The organism is Flavobacterium taihuense (genome assembly GCF_019351435.1).
Taxonomy (GTDB): Bacteria; Bacteroidota; Bacteroidia; order Flavobacteriales; family Flavobacteriaceae; genus Flavobacterium; species Flavobacterium taihuense.
Genome location: NZ_JAHWYN010000001.1, coordinates 28,077 through 47,941 on the forward strand (window position 1 = coordinate 28,077; position 19,865 = coordinate 47,941).

The 19,865-nt window shown below is 35.1% G+C and carries 17 protein-coding genes; 3 read left to right on the forward strand and 14 right to left on the reverse strand.

Translation table 11 applies throughout. The annotated features are described in order from the left end of the window. Positions 1-19: 19 nt before the first annotated feature. The gene (locus KZH69_RS00085; RefSeq protein ID WP_219315420.1) at positions 20-2,938 is read left to right on the forward strand and encodes an FAD-binding and (Fe-S)-binding domain-containing protein; all 2,919 of its coding nucleotides are present in this window, start codon (positions 20-22) and stop codon (positions 2,936-2,938) included. A 239-nt stretch (positions 2,939-3,177) separates the two neighbouring features. Next, positions 3,178-4,038: a tetratricopeptide repeat protein gene (locus tag KZH69_RS00090; RefSeq protein WP_219315421.1), complete on the forward strand. Its 861-nt coding sequence runs from the start codon at positions 3,178-3,180 to the stop codon at positions 4,036-4,038. 84 nt (positions 4,039-4,122) lie between these two features. Here KZH69_RS00090 and dprA read toward each other — a convergent pair whose 3' ends face one another. Next, complete coding sequence (dprA, locus tag KZH69_RS00095) at positions 4,123-5,223, reverse strand: DNA-processing protein DprA (RefSeq protein ID WP_219315422.1); 1,101 nt, start codon at positions 5,221-5,223, stop codon at positions 4,123-4,125. 235 nt (positions 5,224-5,458) lie between these two features. Between dprA and KZH69_RS00100 the strand changes: the two genes are divergently transcribed. After that, positions 5,459-6,439 carry an HU domain-containing protein gene (locus tag KZH69_RS00100; RefSeq protein WP_219315423.1) on the forward strand — a complete coding sequence of 327 codons (981 nt, stop codon included), beginning with the start codon at positions 5,459-5,461 and terminating at the stop codon, positions 6,437-6,439. Between the two features lie 311 nt (positions 6,440-6,750). On the opposite strand, the gene KZH69_RS00105 is transcribed toward KZH69_RS00100, so the two are convergent. From KZH69_RS00105 to mnmG, 13 genes are all read right to left on the reverse strand, one after another. After that, positions 6,751-7,119: a cupin domain-containing protein gene (locus tag KZH69_RS00105; protein ID WP_219315424.1), complete on the reverse strand. Its 369-nt coding sequence runs from the start codon at positions 7,117-7,119 to the stop codon at positions 6,751-6,753. A gap of 466 nt (positions 7,120-7,585) precedes the next feature. Then, the gene (locus tag KZH69_RS00110; protein WP_219315425.1) at positions 7,586-8,149 is read right to left on the reverse strand and encodes a TetR/AcrR family transcriptional regulator; all 564 of its coding nucleotides are present in this window, start codon (positions 8,147-8,149) and stop codon (positions 7,586-7,588) included. Positions 8,150-8,239: 90 nt separating this feature from the next. Beyond that, entirely contained in the window at positions 8,240-8,773 is a 534-nt protein-coding gene (locus KZH69_RS00115) for an NADPH-dependent FMN reductase (RefSeq protein WP_219315426.1), read from the reverse strand. Between the two features lie 690 nt (positions 8,774-9,463). Next, positions 9,464-9,823, reverse strand: a complete 360-nt coding sequence (locus KZH69_RS00120; RefSeq protein WP_219315427.1) for a hypothetical protein — start codon at positions 9,821-9,823, stop codon at positions 9,464-9,466. 285 nt (positions 9,824-10,108) lie between these two features. After that, positions 10,109-10,540 (reverse strand): protease-associated domain-containing protein, encoded by a 432-nt coding sequence (locus KZH69_RS00125; RefSeq protein WP_219315428.1) that lies wholly within the window; start codon positions 10,538-10,540, stop codon positions 10,109-10,111. 278 nt (positions 10,541-10,818) lie between these two features. Then, on the reverse strand, positions 10,819-11,328 hold the full coding sequence (locus tag KZH69_RS00130) for a hypothetical protein (protein ID WP_219315429.1): 510 nt from the start codon (positions 11,326-11,328) through the stop codon (positions 10,819-10,821). Between the two features lie 279 nt (positions 11,329-11,607). After that, entirely contained in the window at positions 11,608-11,973 is a 366-nt protein-coding gene (locus KZH69_RS00135) for a transcriptional regulator (protein WP_219315430.1), read from the reverse strand. A gap of 353 nt (positions 11,974-12,326) precedes the next feature. Next, positions 12,327-12,824, reverse strand: a complete 498-nt coding sequence (locus tag KZH69_RS00140) for a hypothetical protein (protein ID WP_219315431.1) — start codon at positions 12,822-12,824, stop codon at positions 12,327-12,329. 281 nt (positions 12,825-13,105) lie between these two features. Then, positions 13,106-15,376 carry a helix-turn-helix domain-containing protein gene (locus tag KZH69_RS00145; RefSeq protein WP_219315432.1) on the reverse strand — a complete coding sequence of 757 codons (2,271 nt, stop codon included), beginning with the start codon at positions 15,374-15,376 and terminating at the stop codon, positions 13,106-13,108. Between the two features lie 102 nt (positions 15,377-15,478). Next, entirely contained in the window at positions 15,479-16,033 is a 555-nt protein-coding gene (locus tag KZH69_RS00150; protein WP_219315433.1) for an OmpH/Skp family outer membrane protein, read from the reverse strand. Positions 16,034-16,281: 248 nt separating this feature from the next. After that, positions 16,282-17,130: a class I SAM-dependent methyltransferase gene (locus tag KZH69_RS00155; protein WP_219315434.1), complete on the reverse strand. Its 849-nt coding sequence runs from the start codon at positions 17,128-17,130 to the stop codon at positions 16,282-16,284. 85 nt (positions 17,131-17,215) lie between these two features. Continuing rightward, positions 17,216-17,692 carry a GNAT family N-acetyltransferase gene (locus tag KZH69_RS00160; protein ID WP_219315435.1) on the reverse strand — a complete coding sequence of 159 codons (477 nt, stop codon included), beginning with the start codon at positions 17,690-17,692 and terminating at the stop codon, positions 17,216-17,218. Between the two features lie 286 nt (positions 17,693-17,978). Next, positions 17,979-19,850 carry a tRNA uridine-5-carboxymethylaminomethyl(34) synthesis enzyme MnmG gene (gene mnmG, locus KZH69_RS00165; protein WP_219315436.1) on the reverse strand — a complete coding sequence of 624 codons (1,872 nt, stop codon included), beginning with the start codon at positions 19,848-19,850 and terminating at the stop codon, positions 17,979-17,981. Positions 19,851-19,865: the final 15 nt, after the last annotated feature.

Consider the following 19,865-nt stretch of genomic DNA (forward strand, 5'->3'; position numbering starts at 1 on the left):
ATCCTCAATCATAAATAAAATGAACCTTGAAAGTCTTGAAAAGCAATTAGATGGAAAATTACTGTACGACCACACCATGCGTACACTTTATGCCACTGATGCTAGTGCTTACAAAGAAATGCCGTTGGCGGTAGCTATTCCGAAAACAAAAGAAGATATCCAAAAAATCATCGCTTTTGCCAGAGAAAACAAAAGCAGTGTAATTCCGCGTGCGGCCGGGACTTCTCTTGCTGGACAGGTTGTCGGGAATGGAATTGTGGTTGATATTTCACAACAATTTACCAAAATCCTTTCGGTTGATCCGGTTGAAAAATCCGCTTGGGTAGAACCTGGAGTGATTCGCGACGAACTCAATTTACATCTTAAATCCTATAAATTATTCTTTGGCCCGGAAACTTCTACCAGTAATCGTTGTATGATTGGCGGAATGGTGGGGAACAATGCCTGTGGAGCACGATCTGTGATTTACGGTTCTACACGTGAGCATTTATTGGAAATCAAAGGATTTTTGGCCGACGGAAACGAAGTTACTTTTGGCGCTTTGACCAATGCCGAATTTGAAGACAAATGCAACGGTATAAATGTAGTGAGTCCATTGGAACAAGCCATTTATGTTCAGACTAAAGAATTATTGTCATCTCCTGCCAACAGAGCTTTATTCGACGAAAATTATCCTAAAAAAACTATTCCGAGAAGAAATACAGGTTACGCTTTGGATTTATTGGCCGACAGCCAGCCTTTTGGCGATCCGACCGAGAAATTCAATTTTTGTAAATTAATCGCCGGTTCTGAGGGAACTTTGTTCTTCTCGACAGCAATTAAACTGAATTTGGTTGATGCACTAAAACCTTTTGCTGGTTTGGTCTGCGTACACCACAATAGCATCAACGAATCATTGAAAGCCAATCTTGAGGCATTGAAATTCAACCCAGACAGCGTTGAGTTAATCGATCATTATATCCTAGAATGCACCAAAGAAAATATCGAACAAAGCAAAAATAGATTCTTTGTGGAAGGTGATCCGCAAGCGATTTTGGTTGTTGAATTTTTAAGGGACTCGAAAGAAGAAATTATTCAGGCCGCCCAAGAAATGGAAGAGCTGATGCGTTCCAAAAACCTTGGTTACCACTTCCCGATTGTTTGGGGCGAAGACACCAATAAAGTTTGGAACCTGAGAAAAGCAGGATTGGGATTATTATCTAATATTCCCGGTGATGCCAAAGCGGTTGCCGTTATTGAAGACACAGCGGTTGACGTAAATGATTTACCTGATTTTATCGAAGATTTCAACGCCATTCTAAAAGAACGAAACCTGAGTTGTGTGCATTATGCCCACGCAGCGACTGGAGAATTGCACCTTCGCCCGATTATTGACTTAAAAACCAAAGAAGGAGCAGCACTTTTCAGAACTATCGCAACTGATATTGCTCATTTGGTTAAAAAATACAAAGGTTCCCTAAGCGGAGAACACGGCGATGGAAGACTTCGCGGTGAATTTATTCCGCTGATGCTGGGAGAAGAAATCTACCAAATGTTTATCCAAGTTAAAAATACTTGGGATCCTTGGGGAATTTTCAATCCGGGCAAAATCGTAAATACACCTCCGATGGATACTAGCCTTAGATATACTCCAGGTCAAGACACTCCAATGCCGGAAACCTATTTTGATTTCTCCGAACACAACGGAATCGTGCGTGCTGCCGAGATGTGCAATGGATCTGGTGACTGCCGCAAAACCGAGAAAAGCGGCGGTACTATGTGCCCAAGTTATATGGCAACCCGTGATGAAAAACACACCACTCGCGCCAGAGCCAACATTCTGAGAGAAACCATTAACAACTCTACCAAAGAAAATAGATTTGACGATGAAGGCTTACTCGAAGTAATGGATTTGTGTTTGAGCTGTAAAGGATGTAAATCCGAATGCCCATCGAATGTGGATATGGCGAAACTAAAAGCCGAAACCTTACAACAATACCATGATAAAAACGGAGTAAAATTTCGTTCGAAATTAATTGGTAACACCCCAAAAATTAATCAATTTTTTGCTTCATTGCCGTGGTTGTATAATTTTGGTTCCAAAGGAATCATAGGAAATCTTATGAAACGTTCAACCGGTTTTGCCACCGAACGATCGTTACCATTAATGCATAAAATCACCTTTGCAAAATGGATCAAAAACTACAGACAAATAGGGAATTTCATTCAGGGAAAAGTATATCTCTACAACGATGAATTCCTGAATTTCTATGATGTCGAAATTGGTCAGACTGCCGTTAAACTGTTTAACCGTTTGGGCTATGAAGTAGTGATTCCTGAAATTGGTATCAGCGGAAGAACCTATCTTTCAAAAGGTATGCTGAAAGAAGCCAGAGAATTAGCAGAAAAAAATGTTCAGGCTTTCGCCAAAGAAATACCGGAAAACGCGATTTTAATTGGAATCGAACCTTCAGCTATATTATCATTCCGAGATGAATATCCGGATTTATGCCGTGGTGATCTGAAACAAAAAGCAAAAGCATTCTCCAGCAGAGCAATGCTCATCGAAGAGTTTTTGGCCAAAGAATTAGACGAAGGACGCATCACATCTGATTCGTTTACGCAAAGCACTGAAAGAGTCCGTATGCACGGTCACTGTTTCCAAAAAGCTTTGTCATCATTGGTACCGCTTAAAAAAATCTTAATGTTGCCAAAAAACTATACTGTTCTAAATATTCCAAGCGGATGTTGCGGTATGGCGGGTTCTTTTGGATATGAAAAAGAACATTATGACATTTCGATGAAAATTGGTGAATTGGTTTTATTCCCAACAATCCGCTCTGAAGAAGACGCGACATTAATATCTGCCTCCGGAACAAGCTGCAGACATCAAATAAGCGACGGAACAAGCCGAAAAGCACTTCACCCTGTTGAGATACTTTATAAGGCTTTAAAATAGAAATTTTAGATTTTTAAAATACGATTGCAGATGTTTTAGTTAACATCTGCAATTTTTTTTGCACCCAATCTAACCTAAATCATTATCAAAGTTATTGCTGTGCCAACTTCATAATTTGATTACGTTTCTTTCAAAATAAATTTTAGCTATAAATCATTTATATTTACAAAATAACTAAAGTCCTTTAAGACGAAAGTCTATAATGCCTATTTTATAAAATCAGATCCAAAAATTACATCATGAGGAACCTCCTTTTCACCTTCTTTTTACTGATTAGCATTACATCATCCGCACAGTTAACATTTGACAAAATAATACTTGATTGTGAAAAAAAATGGGTTGTATTTCCGGAGGAATATGGTGGAATATATAAGTATGGTTTCATTTACGTGGATTCGCGAGCAGGCCTTACATTTGAGTATAGAGGTAATTTAAAAATTGACTCTACAGGAAAGATTAAAGCATATCCAAACGAAGAGAACTCTTCGATAAAAGTCCCCTTATATCCAAGTAAAACCCCTATTGCTATAATACCTGAAGCAAATTTCGAGCAATTAAAAATAAGCAAAGATCCTGATTCGCTAAACTTAAATAAATTGAAAGAAGGCTCAATTGAACAATTGTACAGCTGGGGTTCTATCTACAATGCTTGGGGAGAATATCAAAAAGCAATGGAGTTATTAGAAAAAGCATCTAAAATTAATAACGAATATGAAGGATTGTCTGTCCAATTAGCCTACTCTTATAATCGCTTGCAACACTATAAAAAAGCTATTGAAGTATTAAAAAAGGCTCTAATTATAAATCCTACAGATGCCTTCATTTACAAAGAATATATTTATGCATTGGTAAATACGCAACAAATAGATGCAGCAATAGATAGCTACAGAAATTCTTTGGAAGTTTGTCCTGACAAAACATATGTTGCTGAAAATGCGTTTTATATTTTACAAGGTTATTTTTATAAGATTGATAAGAAGAACTTTGATAAGTGGTTAGCCCAAACAGAAAATGTTATGTCTTCCAATGAACAAATAAAAAAATTAGTAGAACAAATGAAAACTGAAATGAAAACTGAAATGAAAAAAAACAGACAGTAAAATAAATAGTATAAAAAAAATATTTAGAAGTAGAATTAAGCAGCATGACTCGATTCCCGCAACTATTCCAAATACGAAATAGCATTAGATCGCCTCAAAAATTTTCCCTGGCAAAGGCCTTATCACTCCTTTTAATTCCATATTCAACAATAACCCCGAAATTCTGTAAATTGGAAAATCACAATGCAAGGCAATGATGTCCATCAACTCTTTGCCAGTCTTCAAAAGATAATCATAAACTTTTTGCTCGTCGTCATCAAGGGTGACAAACAATTGTTTTTGAACAGATTTGGCTTCTTTTTGAATATCCCAATTTAGGTTGTAAATCAAATCCGCGGCGCAGGTGAGTACATTTGCTTTTTGGGTTTTAATCAAGTTATTGCATCCTTGACTGTATTTATCGGTTGTACGACCTGGAACTGCAAAAACATCTCGGTTGTAATCATTGGCCATATTGGCGGTTATGAGCGATCCGCCCCTATCGGCAGATTCTATCACAATAGTCGCTTCGGTCATTCCAGCAACGATTCGGTTTCTACGAACAAAATTCTCTTTATCCGGGTTGGAAGTACTCCAAAACTCAGTCATAAAACCGCCATTTTGTTCCATTTTGGCAACATATTTTTTGTGCGGTTTGGGATAAATTTGATTCAAACCATGAGCTACAACTCCAATGGTTTGTAAATTATGGTCCATTGCCAGCTGATGTGCCACAATATCAACGCCATAAGCAAAGCCACTTACAATTATAGGATCCAATGGAGCTAAGTCTTCGATAAATTTTCGACAAAATTCTGTTCCATAAGAAGTTATTTGCCGTGTACCGACAATACTGATAATTTTACGTTTGTCTAATTTGATATTTCCTGAAGAAAACAATAAAACAGGTCCGTCAATACAATGTTTTAATCGCTCTGGATATTTTTCGTCTTGAAAGTAAAGTAAATCAATATCATTCCGTTGAATGAAATCCAATTCTTGTTTGGCTTTTTCGAAAATAAATTTGTCTTTAAAGTTTTTCAATAAAACAGTACCCACCCCACCAATGGCGGCAAGTTGCGAAGATTTGGCATTCAAAACGTTTTCGGCAGTTCCAAAATGCGTAAGTAGTTTTTTGGCCATAATATCGCCTACTCCTTCTACCCGTAATAAAGCCATTAAATGAAATAAATTTTCCTCTGACATATCTTACAATTATAAGACAAATTTTTGAAATCTAAAAAGATTTCAAAGTAAAACAACATTCTTTTGTAAAAAAATAAGTACTATATTTTAAAAAATTGAAACACTAAAACCACTTTACAAATGGATTCGTCAAAAAACAAATCAGTAATCTATTGATTTTGTAATACATGCAGATTGTTAATAAAAATTGTGAATAAAATTTTGATAACTATTCCCGTTGCATAACTTTGTTACTATGAAAATCGAACTTTACATCGCGCAGCTTTTATACCGTTATCAATGTGTAACGGTTCCTGGTTTTGGAGCATTCCTGACCGAGATCCAATCGGCACAACTGCTTGAAAACTCTCATTCTTTTTTCCCACCAAAAAAAATGATATCCTTTAATTCCCATATCAAAAACAATGATGGGTTATTGGCCAATCATATTGCCCAAGCGGAACGAACTTCATACGATTATGCAGTAAGTGCTATCGAATATGAGGTTTTGAATTGGAAAAAAACGCTACAAGAAAATCGCAGTTTTATAATAAAAAACATTGGCGTTCTAAGTTTGACAGCAGAAAATAATATCCATTTTACTCCTAACGAGCAAACCAATTATTTAGCACAATCTTTTGGATTAACTTCTTTCGTTTCACCAGCAGTGAAAAGAGAAATAGAAGTGGTAAAAACCGAAGGAATACTCGAAAAACCAACTGAAATACTAGCGGAAGAAAAACCGATATTCAATTTTGTTCCAGAAACGAGAGAAAGAAGTCCTTATCTTAAATATGCCGCTATTTTTGTAATTGGATTGTCAATTGCTGGCACTATCGGTTATCCAATGTATCAAAACCAAATAGCTTCTGAAACAGTTTTGGTAGAAACGGCTGTCCAAAAACAAGTGCAACATAAAATTCAGGAAGCTACTTTCTTTATCCAAACGCCAATACCGGCTGTAACCCTTTCTTTGAAATCCAATAAAGAAAAAGAAGAGCTCAAGTTACCGTATCACATTATGGCTGGCGCTTTCAGAAGCGAAGCTAACGCCCAAAAAAGATACAATCAACTAATTGCCAAAGGTTTTAAAGCAAGAGTTTTGGGAATAAATAAAAACGGACTTTACCCCGTTTTATATGGAAGCTACTCCACTTTTGCTGAAGCGGAAAAAGAAAAAAATACTATAACAGAAACAGATAATCCTGAAGCTTGGATCTTGATTCAATCTTTGTAAAAAAATCTAAAATTTCAAAAAATAGCAACCACTGATAGACCTAGAAAAAGGTTTATTCGTGGTTTTTTTTATTTTCTTCCGATAAAATTAAGTTTACATCCAAACAGAAGCTAATTTAAAGTCTTTCTAGTTCGTTTTTTACAGTAAGACAATACAAAAACACAGAAGCAACATTAAAGTTGCTTAAATTGGCAAATAATGCATAGCTACCTATTTTGGAAATTCAATATTTTATACAAAAACCCTTAAAACAATTTTATATTTAAGGGTTTCGTCTTTTGATTCCTTTTTTTTTACGATATGTAAAGTATTTATTTTATTTCAGAAACAATTACAGTAAAAGGCTTTTTGCCCACATTAGAGGTTTTGTGTGTTACCGCAGGAGACCAAATCGCTTGCCCTGCTTTTAAATCCACAACAGAAGGTTCTTTCTCTTTTATTTCCACTTTCATTTTAACATCGGTTTTCGCATAAGCAGTGTATTGCGGATGTGAGTGCCAGTCGGCAACGGCACCAGGTGCAAAAGTTACTTCAGAAACATTAACATGCTCATTGTCAAATAGAACTTTTTTGGTGACTCCAGGCCAGGGCGAATTAGCTTCCTGTGCATTGGCAGTCTGTACGGACATCAATGTTGTAAGTGTAATTACTGACAGCATCATTAGAAAAGTTTTTTTCATCTTATTTTAATTTTAAATTATGCCTACTCTGCTTGGTTTTCGGCTACTCCGTTTTTTATTGCAGTTTGCATTCGACCCAAAAATTCGAGGCAACAACCCAAAAAAAACACGACATAAGAATTGCGCTTTTCGGTATGGTTTATTATTCCGCAATTATTGCTGAAAGCACTGTAAAGCCTCGGTAACTTTAGTCGCTTTCGCAAAAAAATATAAAAAAACAGAAATGGGGGTAGTGTTACTTTTTTGACCTGCTAATTTACAAAAAAACTAACAAATAACCATTAAATTAAAACATCATACAATTGATTTTTAACTACTTATACGAATAATAAAGTTATTCCAAAAAAAGCGGAAATATAATCTAAGTGAGCTAACGGAGCTTTATTACATCTTAAAGCGAAGTTGATAATGATTCTTATGATAGTCTGTAAAATAAAGATTGACTAATCAGTCATTTCATATTGTATTAATCCTCAATCATTTTCCAAACCATTTCAAAAGCCTCTTCAATGAATTCACTTTGCTTATCTTTCTCCAAATCATTCGCAATAATATAGGAATTCAAGCCATTGACTTGCGCAGTAAATATTGAATAAATAAAAGAAATAGGGAGTTGCTTGATAAGAACAATATCAATGCCGTTTTGTATCAGAACCAAAAGAGGGTGTTCATCTTGGTTTAACACCTTTGAAGTAACCAATTTAAAATAAGGAGAATGATTGAATTGTTGCAAATATTGGTAACGGAGAGGATTATCCAAACACCATGATATTGTTTCCATAAAAACAGAACGAAAAGATGCTTTGGAAATCGAGTGAGATTCCATTCTTTCAATGATAAAATCGTCCATGTGTTTTAAAACGGAACGGTATAAAGCCATTATAAGTTCATCCTTGGTCTTAAAGTAATTAAACAACGTTCCATTGGCAACACCGGCCTCCTGCGCAATTTTACTGGTTGCTGTCCCATGAAATCCGTTCACAACAAAAAGTTGCAGTGCAGTGCCAAGTAGTATACTTTTTTTATCCATTTTGTAAAGATTGACTAATCAGTCAAATGTATAAATATAATTCCATACTACAAAACTTCTTATCTAATAACTTGAATATTTTACTAAATATCAATCACTTATAAGAAAACCAAACGCGGTACTAAACCTAACCAATCGATCAATAGTATCAGTATCAGACAATATACCTTGGTCATTGAATTTTCCCTTAATTCCACTAATTAGTAATGTAGTCTCCTTCGTGAAATTAGTTTCTACCGTTTTCATGATTAATTGCAATTCCTCGTGGGCTCGTTTCCCAGAAGCTGATGCTGTGATGAGTCCAATTGGTTTTTGAGAAAAAACGGCCGTCGAAACACACCATTCAATCGCATTTTTTAGACTTCCCGGTAAACTATAAATGTATTCTGGCGTACAAATCAGCACTCCGTCAGCTTTTGAAATGAGTTGACGGAATTCGACAACTGAGCATGGTGGATTCTCATTGTCCGAATCCGGATTAAAATGCGGCAATTCACTTATTCTTTCGAAAATCGCGATATCATAAAGATCTTTTGTTAGTGCAGCTAAATACTGAACAACCTTCAAATTGGAAGAATTAGCTCTGGTACTCCCGATTATGGCAAGTATTTGTTTCTTTCTCATCATTGTTAAATGTATGTAAAGCTCTTTACTTAGCTTATTGTTATATGAATTTCGGTGCCTTAATAACTATTTCCGAATTGTATATGTAATTTAGAGCATTAACTTCATTTGGTTCATTTAGGAAACCATATAAAATCATTTTTTTATTATCAACATATTTTATTCGAATGATTCTGCCAAGATAATTGTCCATGTAAAGTGAAAGAAATAGCGTTTTATCTAGTTTTTCCAGTAAAATTTTAGTTCATTGCTGAATCAAACGTTTGTTTGTTTCTTGTATAACTGGCGAATCTAAAACTTCATTGAACCTTACATTCATTGCTTTTGCATTCCAATTAAACTGAAAATTTAAATTCTGAATTTCACTTTAAATTATCTCAGGATTTCCGTAATATTCAGGAGTTTTAATAAAAAGCCAATTTTCTTTCATATGTGATTTTGCAAGATAGCTTTCGCCCTTCTTACAGCGGGTTTGGGACTAAATTAAGCCCATTATTCGGATTGGCCAAATCTTTCAAATACAAAACCAACTTTCCATTAAGCCTATTGCCCAAATCCGTTGTAGTAGCTGTTATGCGGGGGTTGTTTTGTCGAAATTCCGATTTAACCGCTTACTTTTCACGCTTCTGTTGGCAAACTCCAACTTATTGATATTAGTTTTAATTATTGTTTTCAATGAATTTCATCTTCTTAAAATTCATCTTCTTCATTCCCATAGTCTTCAATTTTATCATCTTCATCCTCAATTTCATCCTCTTCATCATTTCCATATAACTTTTTAATACGGTATTGAATAAACATTGTTATAAATAAAATTAAAGTAAATAATAACGAAATATTTATAAGTCCGACTAATGGCATCCCACAAGCATTATTGTTCTTTTCAAGATAATAAACAATAATATTAAATTCTAAGATCGTAAATATGATTTGGCTAAAAAAACTAATTAAACAAATTGTGTCAAATCTCAATTTAATATCTCCTCCAATAGCTTTTCTGCCAAAAATAATTTGAAATAATAGTGGTAAAATAATTAAAATTATGTGCATTTTTTGAGATTCTATTTGTTGTTAGTTTCCACTTTTAAGTTTCTGCTGGAAAGTCCCAATTGTCACGCTTCTGCTTTTTAAACTTCCTGCGGAAACAAATGTTTATTTTCTGATTGTTTTTATCTGCGTAATTTCGGCACAACTCCCGCATAACGTTCTGGTACTACAGCGGGTTTGGGATTAAATTAAGACCATTTTTCGGATTTGTCAAATCATCCCAAATAGAAAACCTACTTTCCATTAAGCCTATTGCCCAAATCCGTTGTAGTAGCTGTTGATGGCTGACTATTTGAGTTTGTCTTTAAGTTCTTCAATTTTGGTTTGAGCACATTTTAGATAATCATGGTATAACATTCCATATAGATTAAGTTCGTTGATTTTATCTGGTTGGTTCAAAAGTGAGTATGCACGTTTTCTGTTATTTTCTGCGCTTTCTAAATCTGTTGTTATATCGTAAACGTTGGTTCTTAATTTATCATTTAAACTTAAAAAAATGTCTATTTGAGTTGTCATCTTAAAATTAGGTATTTCATCAGTAGAAATACCTTCTTTGTGATTTACAAAAGGTGTTATTAATTTAGAAATTTTAAAAAGTTCAATTTCACAAATTTTGTTTGCTCTTTTTTGGTCTTTATATTCTTGATAATTTATCGTAATCATCGATATTATAAATCCAATCACCGCTCCTGCAATTAACATTAAAAAGTCTTTTGTCATACTGAATATTTTTAGTTTGCCGCTAACGTTCTGGTACTACAGCGGGTTTGGGACTAAATTAAGCCCTATTTTCGGATTTGCCAAATCATCCCAAATACAAAATCATCTTTCCATTAAACCTATTGCCCAAATCCGTTGTAGTAGCTGTTACTGGTAGTGATTTTTGCGGTTATCTTCGGTTTAATTTTCAAAGTTTAGTACATTTTAATTTTGGCAAACCTCTTTCAAATTTTGGTATAGTTATATGTAAATACGTTTAAAAAATCAACAAATGTAATTTATGCACCTTCTAAAAAAAATCTATACCTAGAATGCCTTTTCATTGTAATTTGTTTGCTAATAGTATGAGAATCAGATTTTATTAAAACTTTAAAATTTAAATCATCCATATCTTTTATCCTTGGATCTACATAATAATAATTGACGGTTGTGTTTGTATTAATTTGTCCGTTCAAATAATCTCTTATTTCATCAAATTTATAAAAACTGAATCTTTCACCACTCTCTCTATAATACTCTTTCTTTTCTGAAATTGGATTTTCTAATCCATTTATAAAAAGAGCTATATTTTCTAAATTTGTTGTTCTATCCAATAATTTAACATATTGAATTATTATTAGTTTTTCGTTAATCTTTATCGCTGAAAATGATAACTCTAAACCTTTTAATTCATTTATTTTTACATGTTCAACACTTGAATCATTAATGTCAGTATAATAATCATTCGTTCTCTGACATGAGGATGAAACAAATAAAAATAGAAAGCCTAGTATTAAATTTTTAATCATAATTATTTTATCTATTTATACGCTAAAAAAGGTTTTTAAATTACATTATAAAAATTTTGACTTTCAATTAAGTGTAGAATTATATTTGTTTTTTTTCAATTTTTATTAGTTTGTTCCTCGTAAATTGCAATTGAGGTCTTTTGGTATATCATTACCAGTAACTAGTTTATATGTCTGACTGAGTCAGACATATCCACCCCAATCTGAGGAGTTTTGTCTTACAAACATACCGCTTATTTTTCTTAATGGGAAGGATTTCAAAATCAATTCGTGTATAATTTATTGCCTCCTGATTGTTTCCCTAAATACCTCCAGCTGGATTTCCATTTTTTGGATAATAGCATCTTTTTCAGCCAGTTCTTCTTTCAGGGCCTTTTCGCGAATCGTTTCAAAACGATACGGCAGGTATTCGCCTAAGTGCGCAATAAAATTGTAGTTCATTGCCATACTCAGCTTCCATAAAATAGCAAACTGTAGGGACTCTTTCTTGAAATATTCGTTCAATCCTGTTGGGAGTATACCCAATGCTCTGGCAACATCGGCTTTCTTGATTTTATTATGGATAATGTGGTAATGGATAAAATTGCCAATTACTGGGTAATGTTCCCCTTTTCCATTCCTGTATTTGTTGCTGGTAGATATCATCTTTTGTGTGTTTTATGTTGTGAATGCATTTTATTTTTCTAAAAAAGTGGTGCTAAACACTAATAGAATTGGTTCAAACTATATCCTTTATTGGTTCGAACTACATAGCTTATTGGTTCAAGCTAAAGTTTTATTGGTTTTAACTACAAAGTATATTGGTTCTAATTACATTGTTTATTGGTTCAAACTACCTTTTCTATTGGTTCGACAAACCAATAAAGTTGGTTTAAACTACATATACTATTGGTTTGAACTACATACAATTGCCTTTGGATATCAAAAAAAAACGGCAAAAAATCGCCCCTTTCGAAATAAAAGAGGCGATTGCAGTTATTTTTAAGCAAATTGTTTTACTACACCGCAGGCATTACTGGCGGTACCGTAACGGCATTACCGCCACTAGCTGCAAAACGCTTTTTGAGCTGGTCTACTATACTGCCTGCACCCTGAACACCAGCATCGGCAGCAGACCCAAAGGATTTGTAAAGCGCTAGCGCCACTCCATAAGCCTCGCTTCCTGCCAACATTTTGGTGTCTTCAATACGTTCACAAAGCTGGTTGGCCAATGCCGAAATTTCATCCAGTTGGGTAAAAAGCGCTAAATCATTTTTCATATTCACCACCGAAAGATAGGACGGTACAAGCGTAGGATTGTTTACACCAGCATTGATAGCATCCTCCGTAAATGCTTTGTTACTGACATCAATAGCATTTAGTGATTTTCGTTCGTCGGCGGTTAAACCCACCAAAAAAGGGAGGTTGGTCAAGATGGTTTGAAATGCGGCTTTGACTGCCGTTACTTGTGCTGCCGTAGCAGTCGCGTTTACGCGGTTGTTGAGCAAATTTGACATAAATAGTTTTTTTAAAGGTTTGTATAATAACTGATTATAAAAACAAATCTAAACTATTCTGGTTTTAATTTATAGCGTTTTTCTTTCGATAAAAAAGAATTTTGTTAAATTTATAAGTAAAAAACTACGCTACTTAATTAGAATTAGTGGGTTTTTAGGACGATACTGTTCCGTCTATGAATTGCACAAGCGCATTGCAGTGTTACAAGAGCAGCTCACTCGCTTATCTGGATGACACTGTTGTGCAGAAATTGATTGTGGTGCTTCTTGCTCTGTTACTGCTACAGATTCAAACTCGCCTTGAACATTCGGAGTTCTTCCCAACTGAAGGTATCACCATACTTTTCTTTTAGCGGAGAAACTGATTCTTCTTTGTAGCCTGCAAAAGCCTCCGTCAGTGCAGTTAATTTGTCTGCTGGAAAGACTTCGCTGATGGAGAGGGTCTTGGCCTGAATTAACTTGGTGAGATGCGACAAAATCGTTTCCTGGGTAAACTTGCGGATGGTTGCGATTTCTTGCACGGTTTTCTTTTCTAGCCAAAGTTCGTAAGTTTCCTGTACCGTCGATTTTTTAGGCTCTTTTTTGGCCGTTTTCTTGGGTGCGTAGCGTTCGGCATCTTTTTCGTCCTCGATCAGGGTAATGTTGGCTTTTTTGAAATCCTCCATGACGCATTCGGCCTTGATGGTCTTGTATTTTTTTATTTCTTCGGAAGTTAATTTTTCTTTCGAAATGGTTTCGCCTTTTACCAGCGTGGCGACCATTAATTTGGCTTTCATCAATTGCAGCACCGCCTTAGTTTGCAGATCGTCCAAGATTATTAACTCGTCATAAAAGGCTTTGGCTTTTTTGAGTCGTTTTACTTCCTCAAGTTTCCAGAGAATTTCGTACACCAACTGATCCATCGGAGCCATGAAATAATTGAAAGCGGCGTTGATGCGATCTGATATATGATTGAATTCCAACTGTTCGCTGTGGAACAATTTATCCAGTTGCACCAAAAACTTAGACGAAGGTTCCAGCAATTGCCAAATGACACCGGCTTGGTTGTGTGCCCAAGCTTTGTGTTTGAATTTAACCGAGTTTTCGGCATCTTCGTTGTAGCTGAACTGATGGTTGCGCCATTCTTGTGCCAACTCGTTCCAATCGAAACTGTTTTTGAGATAGTTAAGGATAAAATTTTTGGTTTCACGTTTTAAGGCATTCGCCAAAACTTCTTCGGAGGCTTTGTTCTCTGCGTAATCCATCACATCCTGATCGTTTGAAATACCATTCATTCGCAACGGAGAAAGCAAAACAAGGCCATTTAAGGAGCGTAAACGTGATAATGCCACATAGGCTTGTCCGGGCAGAAAAACTTGCGATACATCAAGCGCAGCTTTGTCAAAAGTCAATCCCTGGCTTTTGTGTACGGTAATCGCCCAAGCCAACTTGATTGGGTAATGCACAAAAGTTCCCAAAACCTCCTCCTCGATTTCCTTGGTCATCTCGTTTACAGTGTACCGAATATTTTGCCATTCGTACTTGTCCACTTCAATGGTTTTGTCTTCATCGGGAAAGTGCACCCAAATTTCTTTGGAAGTCATCGTTTTTACGATTCCCATTTTTCCGTTGAAATAATTTTTATCCTGAGACAAATCATTTTTGACAAACATAATCTGTGCTCCTACTTTCAATTGCAAATAGGGATCGACAGGATAGATTTTATCTGGAAAATCTCCTGTGATGTCAGGCATAAACATCATTTGTTTCCCTTCCAGATCTTCAAGAGATTGCGCATTCATCACGTCCGCTTTGGCATTGTGCGTAGTCAGCGTGATAAAGCCTTTATTGGCTTTCAGATCGAAATTAGGCTTTACAAATTCGTTAAGTATTTGAATATCAGTAGCTGTTATCTCATTATTGCGTAAATTATTCAAAACCGAAATGAATCGGTCATCCGTTTGACGGTAAATTTTGGATAATTCGATGTACAAAGGCGGATACTGTTGAACCACATGAGCGTGGAAAAAGAATTTGCCTTTGTAATAATTCCGCAAAGTACGCCATTCTTCATCTCGGATGATGGGAGGTAATTGTAATAAATCGCCAATAAATAATACTTGAACACCGCCAAATGGAGCCGATTTTCTTCGGACCGTTTGCATCATGTAATCCATCGCATCCAACAAATCGGCACGTAACATACTGACTTCGTCTATGATAAGCAATTCCATATTGCGAATAACCGCTCGTTTTTGCCCACTCATTTTGAAATGCCTGCGCAAAGTGGCTTTGGTTTCGAACTTCGTCGTATCCGAAAATTGAGGAGCAGAATTGTCTGGTATGAATCCGCCAAAAGGCAATTGAAACATGGAATGTATTGTTACACCGCCTGCATTCAAAGCCGCTATTCCTGTTGGCGCAACTACTACAGTATTCTTGTGAGTAGTTGCTATAATTTCTCGCAAAAGTGTGGTTTTACCAGTTCCTGCTTTTCCAGTCAGAAAAACAGATTGATGCGTTTGATTGATAAAACGGAGAGCATAAGCGGCGGCTTCGGAAATAGATTGCATTTGGCGTATAAATTTAGAAAGCTAAAATAGTATATTAAAAGAAATAAAAAAACCTTCAATCTTATTCAAGATGAAGGTTTTATAAAGCTATATAATCAAAAATTATTTTTTTACTTCTTCTGTTTTAGCAGTAGATTTGTATTTTTCGTTCAATAATTTTACGATGTCTTTAGTAATATCGTATTTCTCTTCAGCATACAAAATTGAAGCTGCATCACCAGTACCGTAGATATAGGCATATCCTTTCTCTTTACCGTAATCTTTGATGAATTTTTTAACTCCTTTTACAAGAGAATCCATTTCTTTTCCGCTCTCTTGTTGCAATTGCATTTGCAAAGCTTGCTGTGCTTGACCAAGTTGTTGCTCTCTACGTTGTAATTCGGCACCATTTTTTTGAGCCCATTCTTGACCGTTTGCTTGTGCATTACGTTGAAAATTAGCAGCGTCTTGTTTGAATCTGTTGATTTCCGCTTCTAATTGTCTTCCTTTTTCGGCAGCTTGCCCTTTATATTTAGCTTCTAAATCTTTGGTCTCTGTATATTCTTTCATCAATTCAGCTGTATCAACATAAGCTGTTTTAAATTCTTTAACTTCTGCTTTTTTATCACAAGAAACAAGTGATATTGAAATTGCGATAAATAATAATGCTTTCTTCATTTTGATGTATTTCAAGTTTTTTTTAGTATGGATGACAAAAATATAAAAAAATAGATAGTATTGATAAAAAGTTTGAAAAATGCTGTAATTTTAATACTATATATTTTGATTATTAATAATTAAAATATAATAACGAACGACTATAATAATTGAATTTAATAGAAGATTTTACAGGGACAAATTAAAAAATTTGAACCAATCACTTATTAAAACCAAAATAAACGTCTTAAAATCGCTTAAAATAAGTTTTAGTTGTTTTTAAGGATGTAAATGTGCGATGAGTATTCCATATTTTGTTTCGCTTTCCAATTTGACTGCAATCCGATTAAAAAAGCTTTGATGTAATTCATTTTTCCAGTTTTGTACTTTTCGGAAAGCAGACTCACATAAAACGAATCAAATTTCATAGGCAACACTTTTTCGAGTTTCATATTTTCTTTTGCAAACAATTTTTGAATCGTTGTTTTCGAGAAATGCCAGAAATGAATTGGCACATCATAAGCAGCCCAAAAGTTCCCATAATATTTTGCATCGAAAGATTTGAAATTGGGAACAGCAACAATCAAAGTGCCACTCGGTTTTAGCAAACGTTTCAATTCTTTGATTTGTTCGTCCAAATTAGGAACATGCTCCAAAACGTGCCACATCGAAATTACGTCAAAAGTATGACTCTCCAATTCGGAAGTATTTTCCACAAAAGAAACGCCCTTCTTTTTTGCAATAGCTTTGGCTTTATCACTTGGCTCCACTCCCACCGTTTTCCAACCATCATTTTGAGCAACTGATAAAAAATCACCGGTTCCGGCACCAATGTCCAAAATCAATCCTTTTGAAGGTTGATGTGAATTGATCAAATCCAATTTATTTTTTAATGCAATATTTTTAACAAAATGATAGGCTTTCTCAAATAAAGATCTTTTTGAATCGGTATGCGAAATATAGTCCGGACTTTCATAGTATTTTCCTAACACATCCAAATCCGGTTGCGGATATGTAATTAACATGTCGAGTGCTTCATCATGAAAAAGCTCGAAAATCTCTTGAGAAACTGAAAAATCCTGTACAGTAAGAAAATGTTTTTTGTGTGTGATGTCCATTTGTTTTTTAAATAAATAATTTCAGCCCATGATGAGAGCTGAAAAGAAATTCTTTTTTTATTAATTCTATTTGGAAAGAAATGCATTAACCTGCAATACCCTTTTCCCATCTTATTTTTATTGCGGAAATTTTCTCGTTTTCCATTCGTATAGTTTGATCAACTATAAATCCATTCTTGGTATAAAACTCCAATGGTGATAAATAGGCTTCTTTATTTCGCTTAACATCATTTTGATGATCAGTCGCCCATCCATTCAAAACCGATGTATTTCTTTTTAATTCATCTAGCAAAAGAGTTCCAAATTTTTTTCCCTGGATTTTAGAATTGATTATAATTCCAAACCAATCTTCGTCTTCTCGAATAAAAGTAAAAGCCCAGCCAAAAATTTGATTTAAATCATCGACAAGCAAATAATGTTTTATCTCTAAAAGTCCCTCTAAATAATTCTCAAATTCGGATAAATTTTTATAACCGATTCTTTCAGGATATTCTGCGTTCCAAAGTTCAAACAAAGATTGTTTTTGCTCAAAAGTTAAAAACTTTGTTTGAATAATTTTCATTCTCAAAAACTTTAAAAATCAATTTACCCAACAAATATAGGGTTTACAGCCGTAGTTTCACGTGGAACAAACTAATTTTAGATTTCAGATTTCAGACTGCAGATTTCAGAATCTCTCAACATAAGATAACACCTGTGTAGACATTTAAAAATTTAATTAAATAAAAATCACTTAAAGCAAAACTTTAAATGATTTTTATTTTAATAAATTCAAAAATTAATATGAGTTTTATAATATGCAATCTGAATTCTGAAATCCGAATTCTGAAATCTAAATTCTAAACCCTCTATCTCCCCATGTAAATCAAAAGCACTGAAACATCACTTGGAGAAACTCCACTTATTCTTGAAGCTTGTGAAATCGTCACGGGACGAATTTTACTCAATTTTTGTTTTGCTTCAATCGACATTGATTTGATTTTGTTGTAATCAAAATTTTCCGGAATCTTCACATCTTCCAATCGAGTAAGCTTATCAGCATTATTTCTCTCCTTTTCAATATAACCAGAATATTTAACCTGAATCTCGGCTTGTTCCAAAATTTCTTGATCCAAATTATTTTCAGCCACATACTCCTTTACTTTCTCAAACTTCATAATATCCTCCAAATCGATTTGCGGTCTGGAAAAGACTTTAAACATTTTGTCGCCTTGATTAATTAGCGCTGTTTCTTTAGCTTCCAAAATCGGATTCGTTTCCGCGACAGAAACACTGGTCTCTTTAAAGAAAGCCACCATCTTTTCAGATTCATTTAATTTATGTTCCATTCGACGTAAACGAGCTTCAGAAGCCAAACCAATTTCATAAGAGAGAGGTGTCAACCTAAAATCAGCATTATCCTGACGCAACAACGTTCTGTATTCTGCGCGCGAAGTAAACATACGATATGGCTCTTCTGTTCCTTTCGTAATCAAGTCGTCAATCAAAACACCAATATATGCTTCATCTCTTTTCAAAATTAATGGCGCCTGTTCGTGCACTTTTAAATGAGCATTGATTCCCGCCATCAAACCTTGCGAAGCTGCTTCTTCATATCCGGTAGTCCCGTTAATTTGTCCAGCAAAATACAAACCTTCAACCAATTTAGTTTCCAAAGTATGTTTCAATTGTGTTGGCGGGAAATAATCATACTCTATTGCGTAACCAGGACGAAAGAATTTCACATTCTCAAAACCTACAACAGTACGCAACGCTTTAAACTGAATATCCTCAGGTAAAGAAGTTGAAAATCCATTTACATAAACCTCACACGTATTCCAACCTTCTGGCTCAACAAATAATTGGTGACGCTCTTTATCTGCAAAACGATTAATCTTATCTTCGATAGAAGGACAATATCTCGGGCCGATACTTTTTATTCTTCCGTTAAACATTGGAGAACGATCAAAACCTTCTCTCAAAATATTATGCACCTCATTCGAGGTGTAAGTCATATGACACGATTTTTGAATAGACAAAGGTTTAGTCAAATCCGAATATGAAAATTTATCTGGGCGGGCGTCTCCTTTTTCCTCATTCATTTTAGAATAATCCAAAGAACGTCCATCCACTCTCGGAGGTGTTCCTGTTTTCATTCTTCCTGATTCAAAACCTTCTTTAATCAAATCTTCGGTTATTCCGAATGCCGCACTTTCTCCAGCACGTCCTCCTCCGAATTGTTTTTCTCCAATATGGATCAAACCATTCAAAAAGGTACCATTTGTCAAAACAACAGATTTAGAACGAATCTCAACTCCCAACGAAGTTCTAATTCCTTTTATCTTTCCGTTTTCAATTATCAACCCTTTTACCATTTCTTGATAGAAATCAAGATTAGGAGTTCCCTCCAACATCATTCTCCATTCTTCAGCAAAACGCATACGGTCACTTTGAACTCTTGGAGACCACATAGCAGGCCCTTTTGATTTATTCAACATCTTGAACTGAATTGCAGTTCTGTCAGAAACAATTCCGGAGTATCCACCGAGCGCATCGATCTCGCGAACAATTTGCCCTTTGGCAATTCCGCCCATCGCAGGATTACAAGACATTTGCGCAATGTTCTGCAAACTCATTGTCACCAACAAAGTTTTGGATCCCAAATTTGCTGCCGCTGCCGCGGCCTCTGAACCTGCGTGACCTGCTCCCACCACAATTACATCATACTCTTCTAAAAACATTTTCTTATATATTAA